The sequence below is a fragment of the Pseudomonas sp. Z1-14 genome (genome assembly GCF_051132005.1).
Lineage (GTDB): Bacteria > Pseudomonadota > Gammaproteobacteria > Pseudomonadales > Pseudomonadaceae > Aquipseudomonas.
This window is the reverse complement of the sequence record NZ_CP071646.1, coordinates 2,615,336-2,635,777: the sequence shown is the minus strand read 5'-3', so window position 1 is coordinate 2,635,777 and position 20,442 is coordinate 2,615,336. Positions and strand designations below refer to the sequence as shown.

The 20,442-nt window shown below is 63.2% G+C and carries 14 protein-coding genes; 3 read left to right on the top strand and 11 right to left on the bottom strand.

The window, feature by feature from the left end:
- Window positions 1-45: 45 nt before the first annotated feature.
- The 4 genes from J3P89_RS12010 to J3P89_RS11995 form a co-directional block, all read right to left on the bottom strand.
- Entirely contained in the window at window positions 46-759 is a 714-nt protein-coding gene (locus J3P89_RS12010) for a GntR family transcriptional regulator (RefSeq protein WP_434697644.1), read from the bottom strand.
- Between the two features lie 190 nt (window positions 760-949).
- Complete coding sequence (locus J3P89_RS12005) at window positions 950-2,827, bottom strand: feruloyl-CoA synthase (protein WP_434697643.1); 1,878 nt, start codon at window positions 2,825-2,827, stop codon at window positions 950-952.
- A 144-nt stretch (window positions 2,828-2,971) separates the two neighbouring features.
- Window positions 2,972-4,420 carry an aldehyde dehydrogenase gene (locus J3P89_RS12000; protein ID WP_434697642.1) on the bottom strand — a complete coding sequence of 483 codons (1,449 nt, stop codon included), beginning with the start codon at window positions 4,418-4,420 and terminating at the stop codon, window positions 2,972-2,974.
- 105 nt (window positions 4,421-4,525) lie between these two features.
- Window positions 4,526-5,356 carry a p-hydroxycinnamoyl CoA hydratase/lyase gene (locus J3P89_RS11995; protein ID WP_305500902.1) on the bottom strand — a complete coding sequence of 277 codons (831 nt, stop codon included), beginning with the start codon at window positions 5,354-5,356 and terminating at the stop codon, window positions 4,526-4,528.
- Window positions 5,357-5,570: 214 nt separating this feature from the next.
- Between J3P89_RS11995 and J3P89_RS11990 the strand changes: the two genes are divergently transcribed.
- On the top strand, window positions 5,571-6,059 hold the full coding sequence (locus J3P89_RS11990; protein ID WP_434574059.1) for a MarR family winged helix-turn-helix transcriptional regulator: 489 nt from the start codon (window positions 5,571-5,573) through the stop codon (window positions 6,057-6,059).
- A gap of 177 nt (window positions 6,060-6,236) precedes the next feature.
- Here J3P89_RS11990 and J3P89_RS11985 read toward each other — a convergent pair whose 3' ends face one another.
- Window positions 6,237-7,544: an OprD family porin gene (locus tag J3P89_RS11985; RefSeq protein WP_434697641.1), complete on the bottom strand. Its 1,308-nt coding sequence runs from the start codon at window positions 7,542-7,544 to the stop codon at window positions 6,237-6,239.
- Between the two features lie 311 nt (window positions 7,545-7,855).
- Between J3P89_RS11985 and mhpT the strand changes: the two genes are divergently transcribed.
- A complete protein-coding gene (gene mhpT / locus J3P89_RS11980) occupies window positions 7,856-9,082 on the top strand; it encodes a 3-(3-hydroxy-phenyl)propionate transporter MhpT (protein WP_434697640.1) in 1,227 nt (408 codons plus the stop codon).
- Between the two features lie 134 nt (window positions 9,083-9,216).
- On the opposite strand, the gene J3P89_RS11975 is transcribed toward mhpT, so the two are convergent.
- The 6 genes from J3P89_RS11975 to J3P89_RS11950 all read right to left on the bottom strand — a co-directional run bounded on the left by J3P89_RS11975 (window position 9,217) and on the right by J3P89_RS11950 (window position 18,242).
- The gene (locus tag J3P89_RS11975) at window positions 9,217-11,637 is read right to left on the bottom strand and encodes an efflux RND transporter permease subunit (RefSeq protein WP_434600857.1); all 2,421 of its coding nucleotides are present in this window, start codon (window positions 11,635-11,637) and stop codon (window positions 9,217-9,219) included.
- 52 nt (window positions 11,638-11,689) lie between these two features.
- The gene (locus J3P89_RS11970) at window positions 11,690-12,793 is read right to left on the bottom strand and encodes a WD40/YVTN/BNR-like repeat-containing protein (RefSeq protein ID WP_434697639.1); all 1,104 of its coding nucleotides are present in this window, start codon (window positions 12,791-12,793) and stop codon (window positions 11,690-11,692) included.
- A 66-nt stretch (window positions 12,794-12,859) separates the two neighbouring features.
- Window positions 12,860-14,221, bottom strand: coding sequence for a DUF1329 domain-containing protein (locus J3P89_RS11965; RefSeq protein ID WP_434574051.1), 1,362 nt, complete (start codon window positions 14,219-14,221; stop codon window positions 12,860-12,862).
- Between the two features lie 15 nt (window positions 14,222-14,236).
- Complete coding sequence (locus J3P89_RS11960) at window positions 14,237-15,886, bottom strand: DUF1302 domain-containing protein (RefSeq protein WP_434697638.1); 1,650 nt, start codon at window positions 15,884-15,886, stop codon at window positions 14,237-14,239.
- A gap of 70 nt (window positions 15,887-15,956) precedes the next feature.
- On the bottom strand, window positions 15,957-16,724 hold the full coding sequence (locus J3P89_RS11955) for a coniferyl-alcohol dehydrogenase (protein WP_434697637.1): 768 nt from the start codon (window positions 16,722-16,724) through the stop codon (window positions 15,957-15,959).
- A gap of 45 nt (window positions 16,725-16,769) precedes the next feature.
- A complete protein-coding gene (locus J3P89_RS11950; RefSeq protein ID WP_434697636.1) occupies window positions 16,770-18,242 on the bottom strand; it encodes a benzaldehyde dehydrogenase in 1,473 nt (490 codons plus the stop codon).
- A 282-nt stretch (window positions 18,243-18,524) separates the two neighbouring features.
- Between J3P89_RS11950 and J3P89_RS11945 the strand changes: the two genes are divergently transcribed.
- Window positions 18,525-20,297, top strand: a complete 1,773-nt coding sequence (locus J3P89_RS11945; protein ID WP_434697635.1) for a sigma 54-interacting transcriptional regulator — start codon at window positions 18,525-18,527, stop codon at window positions 20,295-20,297.
- Window positions 20,298-20,442: the final 145 nt, after the last annotated feature.

Sequence of the window (20,442 nt, the reverse complement as noted above, 5' to 3'; positions counted from 1 at the left end):
TTCGCGAGCAAGCCCGCTCCCACACAGGCTCGCTCCCACAAGTGCTCAGTCCGATCGGAGGATCACCTTCATCCGCTCATCCGCCAGCGTCGAGCCAAACACCTCGGCGTAGCGCAGGGTCGCGTTGGCGTGCTCGCGCATGATCGCCTCGGCCCGGGCGCCCTGGCGATTGACCAGCGCATCGAACACCGAATGATGCTGCATGTGGGCATAGTTGAAGCGGCGGTATTCGCCGGCCATGTTCTGGCGATCGACCGCCAGGGCCGTGACCGAGGCGAACGGCAGGTGATCGTTGCGCGCCAGGGCGTCGGCGATGGCCGGGTTGTGGCTGCCCTCGACGATTACCTGGTGAAAACGCATGTTGAGGTCGTGATAGACCTCCAGGTCCTCTTCGGTCACATAACCTTTGGCGAACAGTTCATCGCCATCGACCAGGCACTGCTCAAGCGCCCGGCGAGCCTCCTCGGACAAGCCGCGTTCGGCGGTTTGCCGGGCGGCCAGGCCCTCCAGCACCCCACGCACTTCCACCGCGCCGGCAATCTCCTCGGCGCTGACCGAGCGCACCTGGAAACCCCGCCCGCCAAAACGCACCAGCAGCCCTTCCTGCTCCAGGGTGCGAAACGCCATGCGCACCGGCATCCGCGAGACACCGAACAGCTGCGCCGTGGGAATTTCCATCAGCCGCTCGCCGGCCGCCAGCTCGCCGGAGGCGATCATCCGACGCAACGCAACCAGCACCGTTTGGCCGGGCTTGCTCATCCAAGGGATTTCCAGAAGAGAGAGAGCCGCCATAGTAGAAGGCTTGGGGCGGTGTGTCACGACGGCAGAGAGGAACACGCCGTGAGCAACATGTGGGAGCGGGCTTGCTCGCGAAAGCAGAGTGTCAGTCATGAATTTTCAGCTGACAGAACGCATTCGCGAGCAAGCCCGCTCCCACAATCTGGGTTCCTTAACAGGTCGACCCGGCGCGCAGGACCGTTGGGTCTTCTCCCCGATACAGCGCCTCGACCTTCGCCGCGCGCCATTGCAACACGGCGCGCTGGTTGATCGAGCCCTTGTCAGTGATTTCGCCACGGTCGATGGAAGCGGGTTCGTCGAGCAGTGCGATCCACTCAACACGACTGGCGTTGCCGTTGGCTTCGCGGTTCAGGCGCTGCAACCAGTCGGCAAACCACTGGCGCACCGGCGGGCTGGCCAGGACCTCGGCGTCGCTGGCGTCCTGCGCCAGGCCCGAGAGGCGCCGGCAGTCATGCAGGCGCGGGAATACCAGCGCGCCCAGGTGCGGGCGGTCCGGCGCCGTCACCACCAGGTCCTGGACGTACGGCGTGCCCTCCAGCACCGCGCGGTTGCGCAACGGCCCGACGCTGACGAACACGCCGGAGGACAATTTGAAGTCTTCGGCGATGCGCCCGTCGAACATCAGCCCCAACTGCGGGTTGGCGGGATCGGCCAGCTTGATGGCGTCGCCCGAACAATAGAAACCGGCCTCGTCGAACACCTCGGCGGTCTGCTGCGGCGAACGCCAGTAGCCGGGCATGATGTGCGGCCCGCGAAAGCGCCCTTCGAACTTGCCGTCCACCGGCACCATCCGCACTTCGCAACCTGGCGCCGGCAAGCCGATGTAGCCGGCCATGGACAGCGGCCCGGTGGTGAAGGTGCAGGACGGCGACGCTTCGGTCATGCCTAGGCCGGCCATCATGCGGATGCGCTCGCCGCAATGCTGCTCGGCCACCTTGTCGAGGCGATCCCAGGTGCTCTGCGAAAGCCCCGCCGCAGCGAAGAAGAACAGGCTGATGCGCTTGAAGAAGCGCTCGCGCAACTCGACGTCCTGTTCCAGCGCGCTGACCAATTCCTCCCAGCCCTTGGGCACGGTCAGGTAAGCGGTTGGGGAAATTTCCTTGAGATTGCGCAGGGTTTCGGCGAAGCCCTGGACGGTGGGCTTGCCATCGTCCAGATAGAAGGTGCCGCCGTTGTACAGCACGATACCGACGTTATGGCTGCCACCAAACGTATGGTTCCAGGGCAGCCAATCCACCAGCACCGGTGGTTCCTCGCCAAACACCGGGAAGGTCTGCAAGAGCATCTGCTGGTTGGCGCAAAGCATGCGTTGGGTGGTGATCACCGCCTTCGGCAGCTTGGTGGAGCCGGAGGTGAACAGGAACTTGGCGATGCTGTCCGGGCCGGTGGCGGTGAAAGCCCGCTCGGCCTCGCTGCCGCCCGGCTGCGCCAGCAGGCTGGCGAAGCTTGTCCTGGCGCGGCCGGGTATTTCTCCGCGCACGCTGACCAGGGGGATATCCATAGGCAATACCGCATTGATCGCGCGCTCGAACGGCGCGGCCTCGCTGACAAATACCAGCCCCGGCCGCAACAGGTCGCAGACGTGCCGCAGCTTGGCGAAATCCTGGGACAGCAACGAATAGGCCGGCGACACCGGGCAATAGGGAATCCCGGCGTACATCGCGCCCAAGGCCATTTGCAAGTGCTCGATGTCGTTACCCGAGAGCAGCGCCAGGGGTTTTTCGGCCGACAGGCCATAACGAAGCAGGCCTTGGGCAATGGCCCGTACGCTGGCGAGCATTTCGGCATAGCTGACGTGACGCCAATCGCCTTGGTTTTCGCGAGCGGCAATGAACGTCTGGTCCGGTCGCACCCGGGCCCAGTGCACCAGGCGATCGAGCAGGCGCGACGGCAACGGCGCCAAGGGCTCCAGAGAGCGCATGTGCAGGATGCCCTGCTCTTCCTTCACTTCAACGGCTGGATGCCCGATCGACACCTGGCGATAGCGCGCAGGTTCGGGCCGGGAGGATGATCTGAACTCGGAACTCACGGTGCATCTCCTCCATCAAGGCACACTCGGGTCGCTTGACGCGAGCGGAGCGTGGCAGCGTCTGGCTGCGGCCTTGTGATTGTCATGTCTGGCCTGCATCGGACGATGGCTCGGGCGGCCCATCGCCGGCGATGCGACGGATTTTCAGATCGGGTAGTGCCGTGGGCCGTTCTGCATCGTCACCCAGCGCAACTGGGTGAAATGCTCGATGGCGGCCTTGCCGCCAAAGCTGCCGTAGCCGCTGGACTTGACCCCGCCGAAGGGCATTTGCGCCTCGTCGTGCACGGTCGGGCCATTGATGTGGCAGATTCCGGATTCGATTCGTTGGGCCAGCGCCAGGGCGCGACTGGTATCGCGGCTGAAGATCGCCGCCGACAGGCCGAACTCGGAATCGTTGGCCAGGCGCAGCAACGCTTCGTCACCGTCGCCGCGCAGCAACACCGCCACCGGTCCGAAGGACTCTTCGCGGTACAGGCGCATGTCCGGGGTGACGCCGTCGAGCAAGGTAGGCTGAAGGATGCTGCCGTCCAGTTGGCCGCCGGCGACTAATCTGGCGCCTTTGGCCAGGGCATCGTCGATCAGGCCTTTGATGCGCAGTCCGGCACTGGCATCCACCAGCGAGCCCAGCACCGAATCACCCGCGGCAGGATCGCCGGCGCGCAGGGTCGCGATCTTCGCGGTCAGTCGGGCGACAAAGGCATCGGCCACGCTCGCGTCTACGATCAGGCGCTCGGTGGACATGCAGATCTGGCCCTGGTTGAAGTAGGCCCCAAACGCCGCCGCCTCCACCGCTGCGTCAAGATCGGCGTCATCGAGCACCAGCAGCGGTGCCTTGCCGCCCAGCTCCAGCAATGCCGGCTTGAGATGACGCGCCGACAGTTCGCCGACGATGCGGCCGACGTGGGTCGAGCCCGTGAAGTTGACCCGCCGTACCGCCGGGTTGGCGATCAGGCGCTCGACAATGGCCGGCGCATCCGTGGGCGCATTGCAGATGACATTGACCACACCATCGCCCAGGCCGGCGTCCTGCAGCACCTGGCCGATCAGGCGGTGCACGGCCGGGCTGACTTCCGAGGCCTTGAGCACCACAGTGTTGCCACACGCCAGGGGCATGGCGATTGCGCGGGTGGCGAGAATGACCGGGGCGTTCCACGGCGCGATGCCCAACACCACGCCACAGGGCTGACGCAAGGCCATGGCGAAACTGCCGGGCACGTCCGAAGGGATGACTTCGCCATTGATTTGCGTGGTCATGGAGGCGGCTTCGCGCAGCATGTTTGCCGCCAGATGCACATTGAAGCCGTACCAGTTGGCCATGGCGCCGGTTTCGCCAGCGGCGGCAATGAATTCGCCACTGCGCGCCTGCAACTGCTCGGCCGCACGCAACAGGCGGGTGCGACGCTCGTTGGGCGCCAGCGCGGCCCAGGCCGGGAAGGCAGCGTGGGCGGCGGCCACGGCGGCGTCGGCATCTTCCAGCGTGGCGGCGGCCACACGGGACACCACTTCACCGGTCACCGGGTTGCAGCGCTCGAAGGTCCGGCCATCGCGGGCCGGGCACGACTGGCCGCCAATCAACAGGGGCACGTCCAGCATGGTGATTCCTCTTTATTGTCTTTATCGGGAACACGTTCACAGTAGCGCCGAGGGCCTTGGACGAACAACCTGCGGGCCCACGATGGCGCCCGCCGCGCTGTCGTCTCAGCGTTTGTAGGTTTGCAGGCCCGGCTTGATGCTCTTGTCGTCCAGGAACTGCTTCATGCCCTGCTCGCGGCCGCCCTCGGTGTCGAGCAGGCGCGACTGGTCCAGCTTGGCGTAGAGGTAGTCCTCGTTCTGCTCCCAGGTCAGCTCGCGGCAACGCTTGAAACCATGCTTGGCCGCGCGCAGCACCACCGGGTTTTTCTCCAGCAGGTTGCGCGCCAGCTCCACGGTGACTTCACGCAGTTGCGCGAGAGGTACGCTTTCATTGACCAGGCCCATCTCGGCGGCTTTTTTCCCGCCGAAGGTCTTGCCGGTCATGATGTAGTACAGGGATTGGCGATGACCCACGGTATCGGCCATGGCTTTGCTCACGAGGTTGCCGGGCGGGATGCCCCAGTTGATTTCCGAAAGGCCGAAGGTGGCTTCGTCGGCGCAGATCGCCAGGTCGCACGCCACCAGCGGGCTGAAGCCGCCGCCGAAGCACCAGCCGTTGACCATGGCAATGGTCGGCTTGGCGTACATGCGCAGCAGTTTCCATTGCCATTGCGAGGCTTCGCGACGGATTTTTTCCTGGAGGATTTCCGGCCCGGCATCCACTTCGCGGAAATATTCCTTGAGGTCCATGCCGGCGGTCCAGGCCTCCCCCGCACCGGTCAGCACCAGCACGCCAGCGGCGGGATCCTGTTCCAGGGTCTCCAGCACATCGATCATCTCGCGGTTGAGGGTCGGGCTCATGGCGTTGCGTTTTTCCGGGCGATTGAGGGTCACCCAGGCGATGCCTTCCTCGATGTCGACCTTGACCGTTGTCCAGCGACCTTCGTAGTTGCTCATGGCGCGTGCTCTCTTGTTCTTGGCTGAAGATGGAGAAAAACTAACCTTGAATATTAGTTATGTCAATTAACTATTAATCGATTTATCTGTATTTTCCTGGCGGCCTGGATGCAACGCCGGAGAACAAAAAATACCAGCGACCGTAGCCACCGCGCGGCAACCCCGGCAAACTGGATAGCCTTGTTAATCACTGACCTTGAGGATGCACCTTTCGATGGCCAAGTCTTCCAAGCTTGCCGAAGCCGCCGCCGCGCCCCTGGCCGACGGTACCGACACGCAGGCGCCGCTGGATTCCGCGCTGGATGACCTGATCGGTTACGCCTTGCGTCGCGCGCAGTTGAAACTGTTCCAGAACCTGATCAGCCGTCTCGCGGTCCACGACTTGCGACCGGCCCAGTTCTCGGCCCTGGCGATCATCGACCAGAACCCCGGCCTGATGCAGGCCGATCTCGCCAAGGCGCTGGCCATCGAGCCACCGCAAGTGGTGCCCTTGTTGAACAAACTGGAAAGCCGCGCCCTGGCCGTACGGGTGCGCTGCAAGCCGGACAAGCGCTCCTACGGGATTTTCCTGAGCAAGACCGGCGAAACCCTGCTCAAGGAGCTCAAGCAGATCGCCGCCCAGAGCGACCTGGACTCCACCGCCGCCCTCAATGGTGCCGAACGCGAGGAACTGCTGCGGTTGCTGAAAAAGGTTTATCAGTAAGGAACCTCGCTCCTCCCTGTGGCGAGGGAGCTTGCTCCCGCTGGGTTGCGCAGCGACCCCAACACAGTAGACGCGGTTTGCCTGAAGCGTCGCGGCCAATAGCTTGGGGCTGCTGCGCAGCCCAGCGGGAGCAAGCTCCCTCGCCACGAAAGCTCGTCAATGACGGCCTCACTGGCTTCACCAGATCGGCACGCTGTACGTCACCAGGAACCGGGTCTGGTTTTCATCGCGAAACGCCGCCGTTCCCGGGAAGTCGTTTCGGTAGATCGACTTGCGCGCCAGCAGGCCGACGTTTTTCAGCGGGCCGCTCTGGATCACATAACCCAACTCCATCTGGAACTCACGCTCCTTGCGATCCTCGGCATTGAGGGCCGCCAGCTCGATATGGTCGCCACGCACGTAACGCAACCGGGTCCGCAAGCCAGGCACGCCAACGGCGGCGAAGTCATAATCGTGGATCGCTTGCCAGGTGCGCTCCTTGGCATTGAGAAAGTCCGAACTCATGGTCATTTCACTCAAGCCCATCAGCTCGGTGCCCGACACGTACGGTGTTGCCGTATCGCCGCTCGAATGCATGTAGCCCAGGCTGACGCGATGCCCGCCCAGGCGATAACCGACCAGCGCCGAGACGTTGCGGTTATCCACCTTGCCCGCCTTGGCGGCGCCCTCCTCGCTGCTGAAAAAACTCCGTAGATCGGTGGTCAGCACTCCATCACCCAATGGCAGGTTATGCAGCAAGGCGAAGGTATTCTGCTGGTACAGATCGGCAACTTCGGCGTGGTAGATGCGCAGGCCGAGATCCTTGTTGACCTGATAATCGCCTCCCACGTACGCCATGTGAGACGAGGTCGCCGCGCCGTTGAAACGACGATTGGGCGAGGCGATGCTCATCGGCTGGTAATCGGTGGAATCGCGCCGGGCGATGCGATCGATGTAACCGGTGTTCAGCATCAATCCGTCGATGTCCTTGGAGCTCAGGGTTGTCCCGCGGAAGGTCTGCGGCAATAGCCGCGACGGACTGGCGAAGGCAAACGGCAGGAAAATCGAGACATCGCCGGTCTTTACCGTGGTTTGCCCGAAACGCAACTTGCCGGTCACGCCCAGCCGCGAGTATTCATCCGCCGCGCGCTTGTCGCTGCTCGACACCGGCAACAGTTCAGTGCCGCTGCGGTCCGGCGAGGAGTCGAGCTTGATGCCCAGCAGCCCCCGTACATCCAGGCCAAATCCGAGCGTACCGGGGGTAAAGCCCGACTCGACGTTCATGAACACGCCTTGGGCCCACTCCCGGGCCGCAGTCTTGGCGCCGTCGTCCTTGTAATCGCGATCCATGTAGTAATTTCGCAGGGTCAACGTGCCGTGGCTGTCGTCGATGAAACCTTCGGCCAACGCCACGCTGCAAAGAAGACTCAGCCCGGTTCCGGCCAACCAGTGAATGAGCGGTGAAACAGGGATCGCCGCCTGGGCGTCCCGGATGATATCTGGCATGTTCGATGTCCGCTTTTTGTTGTTGTTTTCTATCGAGGCAGCCCCGAGTGGAGGGCTGTGCGGACAGAGAATGGAAACGGCCCGGTACTTCGTCAATCGGCAATGTCCGATAATCGAACGTTAATATGATTAACCAATATGGCGGCTGTTTGTCCTATAGATACCAAACTGCTGAATTTCCAAGAGAAACCGAAGATTTCGCGGGTTTGCTCCTCGCGATTCAATTTTTAGTTAGCTTTGTTAATCTTAATCCCGCGCTGCGGGGTTCCCTCCGAGCCGCAGTCCCGACAAAAACAATAAGAGGATTCGCCATGAACCATCCGCCGCGTCGTGCGACGTTGACCATTGCCCTGTGTTTCATCGTCGCGCTGATCGAAGGCTTTGATCTTCAATCGGCCGGCACCGCCGCTGCCGGCTTGCGACAGACCTTCGCCCTGGACCCGAAGATGATGGGCTGGGTCTTCAGCGCGGGAATTATCGGCCTACTGCCAGGTGCGTTTTTCGGCGGCTGGATTGCCGATCGCATCGGCCGCAAGAAAATCCTGATTGCCGCTGTCCTGCTGTTCGGCGTGTTTTCCCTCGGCACCGCGTTTGTCGAGCAATTCTCCAGCCTGCTGCTAGTGCGCTTCATGACCGGCCTGGGACTGGGCGCCGCCCTGCCCAACCTCATCGCCCTGTGCGCTGAAGCCGTGGGCGAACAACGCCGTGGTACCGCCATCAGTGTCATGTACGCCGGGGTTCCGCTGGGTGGCGCGCTGGCGGCAGTGGTCGCCATGACCTTTGGCGAGCACTGGCAGATGACGTTCTTCATCGGTGGCCTGGCGCCCTTGCTGGTAGTGCCGTTGATGCTGTTGTGGCTGCCGGAGTCCAGCGCATTCAAGCAGATACGACACGTCGCGGGCGAGGTCCGTGGTTCGACCGGTCAGGCGCTGTTCGGCGAAGGCCGGGGGCTGACAACGTTGGGCCTCTGGTTGAGTTATTTCTTCACCCTGACGGTGATGTACATGTTGCTCAACTGGCTGCCTTCTTTGCTGGTGGAACAAGGTTTCAGCAAACCCCAGGCCGGCCTGGTGCAGATGCTGTTCAACATCGGCGGGGCCCTGGGATCGTTGATCGGTGGGCTGTTGCTGGATCGTTTCAACGCCGTCAAGGTAGTGCTGTTTGTCTATGCCGGCCTGCTGAGCGCCCTGGCCGGGGTCGGTTTGTCGGTGGGCATCATGCCGATGGGCATCGCCGGGTTTGCCGCCGGGTTGTTCGTTATGGCGGCGCAATTGGTGCTTTATGCCTCGGCGCCGCCCTCCTACCCTACGGCGGTGCGCGCAACCGGCGTCGGTGCAGCCGTTGCCATCGGGCGCCTGGGCTCGGTGGCCGGGCCTTTGGCCGCCGGCCAGATCCTCGCGGCTGGCGGCGGGACCACTGCGGTACTGCTGGCGACTTCCCCTGGATTGGTGGTGGCGACGTTGGCCATCCTCAGCGTGATCCGCCGTTCGGCCGGGCCACGGTTGGGCACGGCAGAGCCGGTGGCGCAGGAATCCTGACGGGGCTATTGCAAGCTCTGTGGGAGCGGGCTTGCCCACGAAGGGGCAGCAGATCCAATAGATTTCTCGACTGTGGAACCGCCTTCGCGAGCAAGCCCGCTCCCACATGGAAAGGCTGAAGTCAGCAAGCCGCTTCAGCCCCTCACCCAGCGCTCCCGCCGGCTCAGTTCAGGCTTCTTTTCAAACACCTTCCGCGGCAACAGCCACCATGCCAGGGCCGGCAGCAGGATCAGGGCGCCAAGCATGTTCACCAGGAACATGAAGGCCAGCAAAATCCCCATGTCGGCCTGGAACTTGATCGGCGAAAAAGCCCAGGTCGACACCGCCACCGCCAATGTCATGCCCGTCAGCAACACCACTTTGCCGGTGAATAACAGCGCCTGGTAGTACGCCTGGGCGAGGGTGTCGCCGGCACGCATGCGCGCCAGGATCACGCTGAGCACATAGAGCGCGTAATCGACGCCGATGCCCACGCCCAGAGCGATGACCGGCAGCGTCGCGACTTTCACGCCCATGCCCAGCCCCACCATCAGCGCTTCGCACAGAATCGAGGTGAGCATCAGCGGCAGCATCGCGCAGAGGGTGGCGCGCCAGCTGCGGAACGTCAGCAGGCATAACAGGCTGACCGCGCCGTAGACCCAGAAGAGCATCTCGCGCATGGATTTCTTCACGACGATATTGGTCGCCGCTTCAATCCCCGCACTGCCGGCCGCCAGCATGAACTTGACCTCTGGCAGCTGATGCCCGGCGATGAACTGCTCGCTGGCCTCCACCACGCGGTTCAAGGTATCAGCCTTGTGATCGGCCAGGTAGACGTACAGCGACAGCATTGAGCAGCCCTGGTTGAACAGCTCTCGCGGCGCGCGGGTTTGCACGGCGCCCAGCGCGCCGTCGTTGGGGATCAGCTCATACCATTTGAAATTGCCCTCGTTATACCCGGCCGTGGCGATCTTGCTCAGCGCCGCCATCGAGGTGGTCGATTCCACGCCGGGCAATTGCTCCAGTTGCCAGGCCAGCGCGTCGACCGCCGACAGGCTGGCGTAACGGGTGCACTGATCCTCCGGGGTCTTGATCATGACCACGAAGATGTCCGAGCTGGCCGCATAGTTTTGCGTCATGAACAGCGCATCGCGGTTGTAGCGCGAGTCGGCACGCAGTTCCGGAGCGCCGGGGTCCAGGTCGCCGATCTTCAGGTGCAGGCTCACGGCAAAACCAGACGCGGCCAACAACAAGCCAGCCAGCATGGCGCCAATGGCCCAGCGCCGCTGGGTGAACAGATCGAGCACGCGCCACAGCGGATGTTTGATCTGCGCTTGCTGTTCGGTGGTTTCCGCGCTCAGGCTGCGTTGCGCCGCTGCCGGGCTGACGCCGATGTAGCTGAGCAGGATCGGCAAGAGGATCAGGTTGGTGAAGATCAGCACCGCCACCCCGAGGCTGGCGGTGACCGCCAGGTCCTGGATCACCCGGATGTTGATCAGCAGCAACACCGCAAAGCCCACCGCATCACAGAGCAGAGCGGTGATGCCGGCGGCGAACAGCCGGCGGAAGGTATAACGCGCGGCAACCACCCGGTGGGTGCCCCGGCCGATGTCCTGCATGATGCCGTTCATCTTCTGCGCGCCGTGGCTCATGCCGATGGCGAACACCAGGAACGGCACCAGTGCCGAGTATGGGTCCAGCTCGTAACCGAGCAGTGCCAGCAGCCCCAGTTGCCAAAGCACGGCGGCCAGCGAACAGGTCACCACCACCAGGGTGCTGCGCGCACAACGGGTGTAGCCGAACAGCACCATCACCGTCACCAGTACCGCCACCACGAAAAACAGCAGGACCTGGGTCATTCCCTCGATCAGGTCGCCGACGATCTTGGTAAAGCCGGTGATATGGATCCGCAGGTCGTCGGTCTGGTACTTGTCTCGCAACGCCTCCAGTTGCCGGGAAAACTCACCATAGTCCAGCGCCTTGCCCGTCTGCGGGTTGATCTCCAGCAGCGGCACGAAGATCACACTGGACTTGTAGTTGCCGGCGATCAACTGGCCGACTTCACCGGAACGGCCGACGTTGGTGCGCACCTGCTCGATGCTGCTGGCCGAGCCATCATAATCGTCAGGGATCACCGTGCCGCCATCGAGCCCCTCCTCCGTCACGGCGGTCCAGCGCGTGGTCGGGGTCCATAACGATTTCATATAGGGGCGGTCGACGCCCGGTAGCAGATAGAGCTCATCATTGAGCCTGGCCAGAGTATCGAGATAGTCCTTGGTGAAAATGCTGCCCTGCCTGACCTCCACGGCGATGCGCAGCGAATTGCCCAGGCCACTCAACTCACTGCGATTCTCCAGGAAGTTGGCGACGTAGGGATGCCCGGTGGGAATGGTCTTCTCGTAACTGGCATTGATACCGATGCGCGTGGCTTGCCAGCCCAGCACCAGGGTCACCAGCAGGCACAGCAGGATTACCAGCGGTCGATGGTTGAAAATCGCCCGCTCGGCGAAATTGCCCGACGCCCGGTCGAAGTCTTCCTGGCGGCCGATCACGGTTTGGATTCTGTCGTCTTTCAAGTTTGACTCCTGTTGCACGAGCCGTGGCCCGATAGCGCTACACCGTGAAGTTTCAAGGTTTACTGGAGCCTCGCGGATCCTGGTCGGCGGCCACGCCGCTCAAACCGACGCTGGCGAGGCTGCCATCGACCGCCTGTTGCACGGCGGCAACCGTGCCACCGCTGCGGCTCTGACGCTTGTCAAAGCTGCGGCCTTGGTCATGGCTGAATAAAAACTCACCGCCCTGGCTGGCCAACAACAGGCTGCCGTCGCGCAGCTCAAGCGCCGCCGCCAGCGTCGACTCGATAGCGGTCTCAAGGCGTCGCCAACTGTTGCCTCGATCGTCCGACCACCAGGCGTTGCCACGCAGACCGTAGGCAATCAAGGCCCCGTCGCGGGTGCCAAGCAGGCCGAAAAAACTGCCTTCATACGGTGACTTCAAGGCGTGGAACGACTGTCCACCATCGCTCGAACGCAACAGCAGGCCGCGCTCTCCCGCCAGCAGCAGGTCCTTGCCCACGCCACGGACGCCATACAGGTTCAAGCCCTGCGGGTTGTCGACATGACGCATCCACGGTTGCCAGCTACGCCCGCCGTCGTCGGTACGATAGATCTGGTTGTACGCCCCCACGACGTAGCCGTGCAGGCGATCAACGAAATACAGGTCAAGGAGCGGTTTATCCGGCCCGTCGGCGAGCATATGCCGAGCCTGCGTCAACTGGCTGGCACCGCCGGGCTCATTGGCATCGCGCTCTGCAACCTGCATCGCGAGGGCGATCGCACGCTCGCCATCGAGTTGCTTTTCCCAGGTTTCGCCGCCGTCCCGGCTGTGCAGTACCACGCCCAGATGACCGACCGCCCAGCCCTGTTCGGCATCGACAAATTGCACCGCCGTCAGGCTGACGCTGACCGGCACCTTGGCCTGGCGCCAATTCATTCCGGCATCGTCGGAAAGCAGCACGATCCCGCGCTCACCGACCGCCACCAGGCGCTCACCGGCCCGGGCCAGCCCGAGCAATACCGCGCGCGGCGCCTTGGCCGTTGGCAGCGCCGGTTGCTGCAGTACGGCCAAGGTCGTGGCCTGCGCGACCCAAGGCACGCCCGCCCACAGGCAACTCACCAGGGCACAAACTGCCCATAGCGGACCGCGGTGCGCGAAGATTTTTTCAACGTTCATATCGTCATCCCGCCTGGAAAATCGTCAGTGGCCGCGCCGAACTCCCTCGTCACGGCCACCACTGGTTCAACGCATGTTTTCGTTGGCCATGGCATCCGGCGTGAAATAGGACGCTGAAGGCTTCGCGACCTTCTGGTATTGGACTGTCAGGTCGTTGCTCGACGAATTGAGGAAGTAGGCCCCGGTGTCGAGGTTGTAGCTGCCCCACATGACTTGTGCGGTCAGGGCCGGCAGGTCCGGTGCCAGCAGCGTCAGCGAATACATCTGCCGACCGAGCTTGCCCTGGGCGTCATAACCGTCGGCCATCAGGATCTGCCAGGAGTCTTCGTCGACGTAGTAGGTGCGACGCGGCACGACATGGCGCTTGCCAGACTTGAGCGTGGCCTCGACGACCCAGACCCGATGTTTCTCCCAGCGCACCAGGTCAGGATTGAGGAAGCCGACCTTGACCAGCTCGTCGCTCTTGGCCAGCGCGGCGCGGTTATTGTTGTAGGGGACGATCAGTTCTTTTTTGCCCACCAGCTTGAGGTCATAACGATCAGTGGGCCCGAACAGCATGAACGCCTCATCGAACAGGCCGACGCCGGAGGTCACGAAGTCCGGTGTGTCATAGGCAATGTTCGGTGCACGACGAACCCGGCGCTGACCGACCAGGTACTGCCAGGCCGCACGATTGGCCGGGTCCAGGTCCCAATGGGTCATCAGGCCCTCGCCGGCCTTGGACGAGGGCAATTCGGTGAACAGCTTGCCCAGCAGGTACTTGCCCGAATAGTTTTCCAGGCTCCCGCCTTCGACGTAGTAGGGAAACTGATAGGTGTACTGGGCCCGGGTCGCCTGGACTTTCTTGCCACCGGCGGTCATCAGCCAGGTATCGAACGGCGAGCTGATGGTGTCGCCGCCCTGCCAGGACAACCGATAGTTCCACAGCACCTGCGCACCGTTCTCAGGGATCGGGAACGGGATGCCGCCATAGGCGTTGGAGACTTTTTCGCTGTCCACGTCCAGTGCGGCGCGCGTGGCATTCTTGCTGGTGTTGTCGTACACCCACTGCGGCGCGGCGGCCGAGCGATGAGTCGGGTACACATCCAGGCGATAGTCCGGGTATTTCTTCAGCAGCAGCTGGGTACCCTCGGCCAGTTGGCCGGCGTACTGCGTCATGTTCGAGGCCTTGATCGAGTACAGCGGTTTGTCGCCGGCGAATGGATCGGGGCGCTTGTCACCCGCTTTGTAGCCGGGCGCGACCTGGGTATAACCGCCCTGCCAGGCCGGGATGCTGCCATCGGCGTTGCCGGCGCGCTCACCACCGAAGGGGGTCAGATCGGTTTTCAAGCGCGCGGCCTGCTCAGGCGACACCGCCGCCTGCGCCAGGCTCATGCCGGCCAAGGCAAGGGCGAGGACGCAGGTGTTCAGGAATGCTGGGTTCTGCATGGCGAATCCACCTTGTTAGAATGAGGTTTTCACATAGAGCGAGACGAAGTCGCGGTCGGCCAACGACTGGCCGTAACTGAAATTGCCGTCCTCGCGCAGCCCAGCCTTGGGTGCGCCGAAGAAGTTCACGTAATTGAGGCCGACATCCCAGCGCTGCAGGTAGGTGGCTTTGAGGCCGACGCTCCAGTCGCCGGAATGGGTATTGCCGAAGCCGGATTTGTTCACCGCCGATGAACGTCCATCAAGCACGATCCCCATGCCGATCGGCACGGTGAGGTCGATCCCGTCGACGATCTGGAAGTACGCCGGTTCCATCAATACTCGCAACGCCGTGGCATCCCGGGTGGTATTGGAATCCAGCGCGGCAGCGTTCTCGGTCACGCTCAGGGTCCGGTTCCAGGCCAGCTCGGCCAGGGCCGAGCCGCCGTCCCAGAAAGCGGTGGGCGACAGCAGGTAGATCGCCGACAGATTGACGTGCGCGGTCTTGCCTCGGGCGAACAGCGCATCGTCGCCGCCATCGGCCTGCATACCGGGGGTCACTACTTGCAGGTTGCTCACCAGCGGCGCGTTCCAGCGCACCGACGATTCACCGGCAAAGTTGAACGGACCGTAAGCGGTAGAAAAGCTGACGCCGGCGGTCTTGATGTCTTCGGCGTAGACCTGGCGATAGGAGCCGAGGATCGGCAGTCCGCTGGCCGCAGCCGCCGGACCGTCCAGGTAGGCATACAAGCCGATCGGCGCCTTGTCGTGATACTGGGCCGCGTAGAAACCCAGCTCCAGCTCGGTGCCGGCCGGCTTGAAGCGGATCTGCATACCGCCCTGCCCCGAATTGCGCGGTTTCAGGTCGCCGCCGTTCACCGTGTCGTTGCCGAATACCTCACGCAGCGGACCGCTGCCGTAACCGATGGCGTCGGCGTCGCTCAGGTAGCTCCCGGCGCCGGGCAGGTTGGAACGTTCCCACTCGAACTGATAGTAGGCGCCCACCGACAGCTGCGGGTTGATCTGCAACTGCCCGGAAATCTGATTGACCGGCCGCAGGATCTCCTTGAACTGTGTGCCCGGCACGCTGAGCAACTTGACCACATCGGTCGGCCCCTGGGCATTGGCAATGCCGTTGCCGCCGTAGAACAGGCTTTCGCCGTAGATCAGGCTGTGGCGTCCAAGACGCGCCACGCCTTGGGAGTCATCCCCGAGGTCTCCGCGCAGGAACACGAAGGCATCGAGAATCTCAGCGTCGCGTCCATGCAGCTCGCGGGTTTCGCTGAGAAAATGTGGTTGCTCGCTGCTGTCGGTGTCCTGGTTGTAGATATCGTCGTACCAGGCCGCGCCGCTGACCCGCAGCCCGTAGTTTTTCCGGCTGAGGTCCATTTCGGAAAACAGGTCGAGACGGTTGGAGACCAGGCCGCGACTGAAGTTCTTGTCGCCCTGGCTCTGGATCGAGGGGTACAGGCCATTGGCGGTCGGCGCGTTGACCAGACGGCTGTCCTGTCCGTGCAGGCGCCAGGCCTGGCTGTACTTGATGGTGTTGTCCCAGCGCAGTTTCCAGTCGGAGTCACCCAGGTCCATTTGCATGGCCTCGGCCCTCTCGCCCATCACACCGCTGCTGCAGAGCGCCAGGAATAGCGCGCAATGCTTGAAACCAAAGCTGTCTTTGAGGTTGTCCATGGGGTGCTCTCATTATTGTTATTGTTTGGCATGGCTTTGCTGCAACCCGCTCGGGTGGCGGCTTGGGTTCTCAAACGTAGGTGGAGGCCAATCCACCATCGACGGGCAGGTTGACGCCGTTGATCCAGCGCGACTCGTCGGCACACAGGAAGGCGATCACCGCCGCTACCTCATCGGCGTAGGCGGGACGTTTCATGCGATGGGCATCGGCCTGGGTCCGGGCCTCGCCGAGCATGCTCACGAAGTCGTCGAGGATGGGCGTGAAGACCGGCCCCGGCGCGACACAGTTCATGCGCACCGAATGCTCCAGGAACCAGGGTTGGGCATGCAGATAGGTCCAGACGATCAAGGCTTCCTTGAAATACTGGTAGCAGGTCTGGTCCGGCACCGGGTGATCAGCCAGCCAGGCTTGCCCGGCGGCAAACCCTTCGCTGCGCGCCAGCGCCTTGTGCTGCTCTACGCGTAGCGGCCATTCGGCGCCAAGGATCGAGGCGATATTGACGATGCTGCCGCCCGCATTGATGCGTGGCAGCAACGCCTGGCTGAAGTGGCGCAATCCGAGGTAGTTGACCCGCGCCAGCAGTTGCGGATTGGCGGTGCCCGGCACCCCGGCAATATTGCACAGGCTATCGAACCGTGCGGGTAGCTGCGGCAGCAGGCGGTCGATGTTCTCGGCGCTGCTCAGGTCACCCTGTACAAAACCGTCCAGGGTCTGGTGCGGCGCCTTGAGGTCCACGCCGATCACCTGGGCGCCGTGGGCACGCAGCAGGCTCGCCGTGGCGGCACCGATGCCCGACGAGACGCCGGTCACCAGTACAATTTTGTTGTCGAGTTTCATGTTGAGTCCTCTTGTTATTTTTATCTGCCCGTTGAAACCGACCGGTCAGAACGGATAGATAGGCGCCTTGTCCTTGACCGTGACCCACTGCCACTGGGTGTACTCGTCCCAGTCCGCCGGGCCGCCGACGCTGCCGCCATTGCCCGAAGCGCCGCGCCCACCGAACGGGTTGATGCACTCGTCGGCGACAGTCTGGTCGTTGATGTGCAGCATGCCGCACTGCAATCGCTCGCCAATGGCCATGGCCCGGCCCACCGAAGGTGAAATGACCGCCGCCGACAGGCCGTACTCGCTGCGATTGGCCAGCTCGATGGCTTCCTCGTCGCTGGCGAAACTGACCACGCTCGCCACCGGACCGAAGACTTCATCCTCGAAGGCACGCATGCCCGGCTTCACGCCGCTGAGCACGGTCGGTTGATAAAACAAACGGTCGTAGTTACCGCCGGTTTCCAGCCTCGCCCCGGCGCGCACGCTGTCATTGACGATGTCGTGCACGCGCTGCAACTGGCGTTGGTTGATCAACGGTCCGAGCGCGGCTTCCTCGCGGGCGGCGTTGCCGACGGTCAACGCCTGGGCTTTATCCACCAGTTTCTGAATGAGGGCCTGAGCAATCGACTCATGGGCGAGGATCAACCCGGTGGCCATGCAGATCTGCCCCTGATGCAACCAGGCGCCCCAGGCCGCATTGCGGGCGGCGAGGTCCAGGTCGGCGTCTTCGAGGACAATCAAGGGGTTTTTGCCGCCCAGCTCCAGCGCGACTTTCTTGAGGTTGCGCCCGGCCACTTCGGCCACCTTGCGACCGGCGCCGGTGGAACCGGTGAAGGCGATCATCTTGACGTTGGGATCACGGCACAGCGCTTCCCCCGCGTCGGCCGCACCGGGCAATACCTGCAACAAGCCCTTGGGCAGGCCCGCGGCTTCGAAGAGACGGGCGATCAGAAAGCCGCCACTGACCGGCGTCTGCGGATCCGGCTTGAGCACCACCGCATTGCCCGCCGCCAGGGCCGGCGCCACGGAGCGCATCGACAACACCAGCGGGAAGTTGAACGGCGAGATCACTCCAATCACACCATGGGGCAAGCGCCGCGCATAAGACAGGCGCCCTGCCTCGCTGGGCAGCACCACGCCATGGGCCTGAGACAGCATGCCGGCGACCTGATGCAACAAGACGATCGCCTCGCGCACCTCGTGTTGGCCCTTGAACAAGGCCGCGCCGGTTTCCCGTGCGACGTACAGCGCCAGTTCCGCGAAGGAGCGCTCGGCGACGTCAGCCGCCTTGCGAAAGATCGCCGCCCGTTCCCGTGGACCGAGGGCGGCCCAGGCCGGTTGCGCCAGGGCCGCATCGCGACTGGCCTTGGCGATATCGGCAGCATCGGCCGAAGCACTGCGCATCAGCGCCTCACCGGTGGCCGGCTCGATGATAGTCAGCAACGGGCCCGAGGCAGGCACCCAATTCCCGTTGAAGACACATTCGGACGCGATCACCTGGGCTAGCAGGTGGTTTTCGGATGCAGACATTTAAAGCTCCCGGCTCTTTGTTGTTGTCATCGTTTGCCACGCCTTGCCGACGCTGGCGCAAACGCCGTAGGAGTGGCTGAGCAAGCCGTGTGCCGAATTCACCCGCGGTCCTGCACAAACTTGGCGCAAGGCTCTGGATCAAGGCTCTCCGGCTGGCAAAGGGCAGCGTTGCTGGCGTCGAACCAGCCGCTGGCCGATCGCCACTTGTTCATTTGATAAAGTTATGCTTAATAACTATCTGGCCAGGTGTTCATTTCGACTACCACCTCAGGGGCAATAACAATGAATAATCCCCACTGTCCGCTGCCGGAGCGGATCGCTGCCGAGCCTTTTCGTCCACGCGGCGATAGCAAGGAACTGAGCGACAGCAGCTCGCCAACCCCGGCAGAACTGACCAACTGCCTGTTTTTCTCCCCCGATGACGGGCGTATCTGGCTCAACGACCAACGCATGTTGTTGCTGCACAGTTCGTCCTTCGGCGCGTTGCGTCGGGAAATCATCGAGCGCCAGGGGCTGGAGCAGGCCCGGGGCATGCTCACCCGCACCGGCTATTGCTCCGGCGCCCGGGACGCCCGGCTGATTCGTGAACGCTGGCCCCACGCCGACGCTGCCGCGGTGTTTCGCGCAGGCACGCACCTGCATACCCTCGAAGGCATGACCAAGGTCGAGCCGCTGCATTTCAAGTTCGATGCGGAATCGGGGTTCTACGAGGGGGAATTTCTCTGGCACCACTCCTGCGAAGCCGACGAACACATCGCCGCCTATGGCACCGGGCAGGATCCGGTGTGCTGGACCGAGCTGGGGTACGCGATCGGCTTCGTCAGCGGGTTGTTCGGGCAACTGGTGGTCTTTCGCGAAGTGGAATGCCGGGGCATGGGGCATGAGCGCTGTCGTGTCGTCGGCAAGACCGCTGAGCAATGGGGCGATATCGAGCGCGACCTGAGCTACCTCAATGCCTCACAGCCGGCGGCGCCTTTGCCGTCCGGCGCCAGGCCCGACCCAATGGCTGCCAGTGATCCGCTGCCTGACAGCGAACAACCGCTGATTGGCGCCAGCGCGGCGTTCAACGCGGCGACGCTGGCTCTGCAGCGGGTCGCCTTGACACCGGCCACCGTGCTGGTCACCGGCGAGTCTGGCGTGGGCAAGGAAATGTTCGCCCGTCAGTTGCATCAACTGAGCCGGCGCCGCCAGGGGCCGTTCATCGCCCTCAACTGCGCGGCGATACCGGACAACCTGATCGAAGCCGAACTGTTCGGCGTCGAGCGCGGTGCCTATACCGGCGCCACCCATTCACGCCCCGGCCGTTTCGAGCGGGCCGATGGCGGTACGTTGTTCCTCGATGAAATCACCTGCCTGAGCCTGGCCGGCCAAGGCAAGCTTTTGCGCGCGTTGCAGGAGCGGGAAATCGAGCGGGTCGGTGGCGGCCATGCCATCAAGGTCGACGTGCGAGTGGTCGCGGCGACCAACCTCGATCTGCGCAAAGCCGTGGCGCAAGGCGAGTTTCGCGAAGACCTGTTCTACCGGCTCAACGTCTATCCCATCGCCCTCCCGCCCTTGCGCGATCGCCGCGATGACATACCGTTGCTGATCAATGCCTTTCTCAAGCGCTTCTGCCTGGAATACGGCCGTACACCGGTGGGCCTGACCATGCGCGCCTTGAAGATGCTGCTGCGCTACGACTTCCCTGGCAACGTGCGGGAACTGCAGAACCTCATCGAACGCGGCTTGATTGCCAGCGAAGAAGGCCAGGCCATTGACCTGGTGCATCTGTTTCGCGACGAGCGATTGCCGGCGGATGCGTATTCGGTGGACGGCAATGGCGGGCTCACGTCATTGGCGCCGGCCGCGAGCGACGCTACGGCGAAGGCGCCGTTGTTGCCGTCCCTGAGCCAATGGGACGCGGACTTCTCCATCGATGGCCTGGAGTCGCGCCTGATCAACGAAGCCCTGCAACTGAACAGCGGCAACCTGGCGGCGGCAGCCAGGTCACTGGGCTTGAGCCGGGCGCAGTTCGCCTATCGGTTAAAGAAACACCAACGCAATATCGACGAATAAACACAGAACCCGTGGGAGCGAGCCTGCTCGCGAAGACCTCGGCCACCATAAACACCGTGGCGAGGGAGCTTGCTCCCGCTGGCCTGCGCAGCAAGCCCTTGCATTTCGTCAGGCAGACCGCAGTAGCCTATTTACGACTGCTGCG

Coding starts and splice junctions, on each gene's coding strand:
- J3P89_RS12010 (WP_434697644.1), bottom strand. CDS start 759: ATGAGCAAGCCCGGCCAAACGGTGCTGGTTGCGTTGCGTCGGATGATC.
- J3P89_RS12000 (WP_434697642.1), bottom strand. CDS start 4,420: ATGCTGGACGTGCCCCTGTTGATTGGCGGCCAGTCGTGCCCGGCCCGC.
- J3P89_RS11995 (WP_305500902.1), bottom strand. CDS start 5,356: ATGAGCAACTACGAAGGTCGCTGGACAACGGTCAAGGTCGACATCGAG.
- J3P89_RS11990 (WP_434574059.1), top strand. CDS start 5,571: ATGGCCAAGTCTTCCAAGCTTGCCGAAGCCGCCGCCGCGCCCCTGGCC.
- J3P89_RS11985 (WP_434697641.1), bottom strand. CDS start 7,544: ATGCCAGATATCATCCGGGACGCCCAGGCGGCGATCCCTGTTTCACCG.
- mhpT (WP_434697640.1), top strand. CDS start 7,856: ATGAACCATCCGCCGCGTCGTGCGACGTTGACCATTGCCCTGTGTTTC.
- J3P89_RS11970 (WP_434697639.1), bottom strand. CDS start 12,793: ATGAACGTTGAAAAAATCTTCGCGCACCGCGGTCCGCTATGGGCAGTT.
- J3P89_RS11965 (WP_434574051.1), bottom strand. CDS start 14,221: ATGCAGAACCCAGCATTCCTGAACACCTGCGTCCTCGCCCTTGCCTTG.
- J3P89_RS11960 (WP_434697638.1), bottom strand. CDS start 15,886: ATGGACAACCTCAAAGACAGCTTTGGTTTCAAGCATTGCGCGCTATTC.
- J3P89_RS11955 (WP_434697637.1), bottom strand. CDS start 16,724: ATGAAACTCGACAACAAAATTGTACTGGTGACCGGCGTCTCGTCGGGC.
- J3P89_RS11950 (WP_434697636.1), bottom strand. CDS start 18,242: ATGTCTGCATCCGAAAACCACCTGCTAGCCCAGGTGATCGCGTCCGAA.
- J3P89_RS11945 (WP_434697635.1), top strand. CDS start 18,525: ATGAATAATCCCCACTGTCCGCTGCCGGAGCGGATCGCTGCCGAGCCT.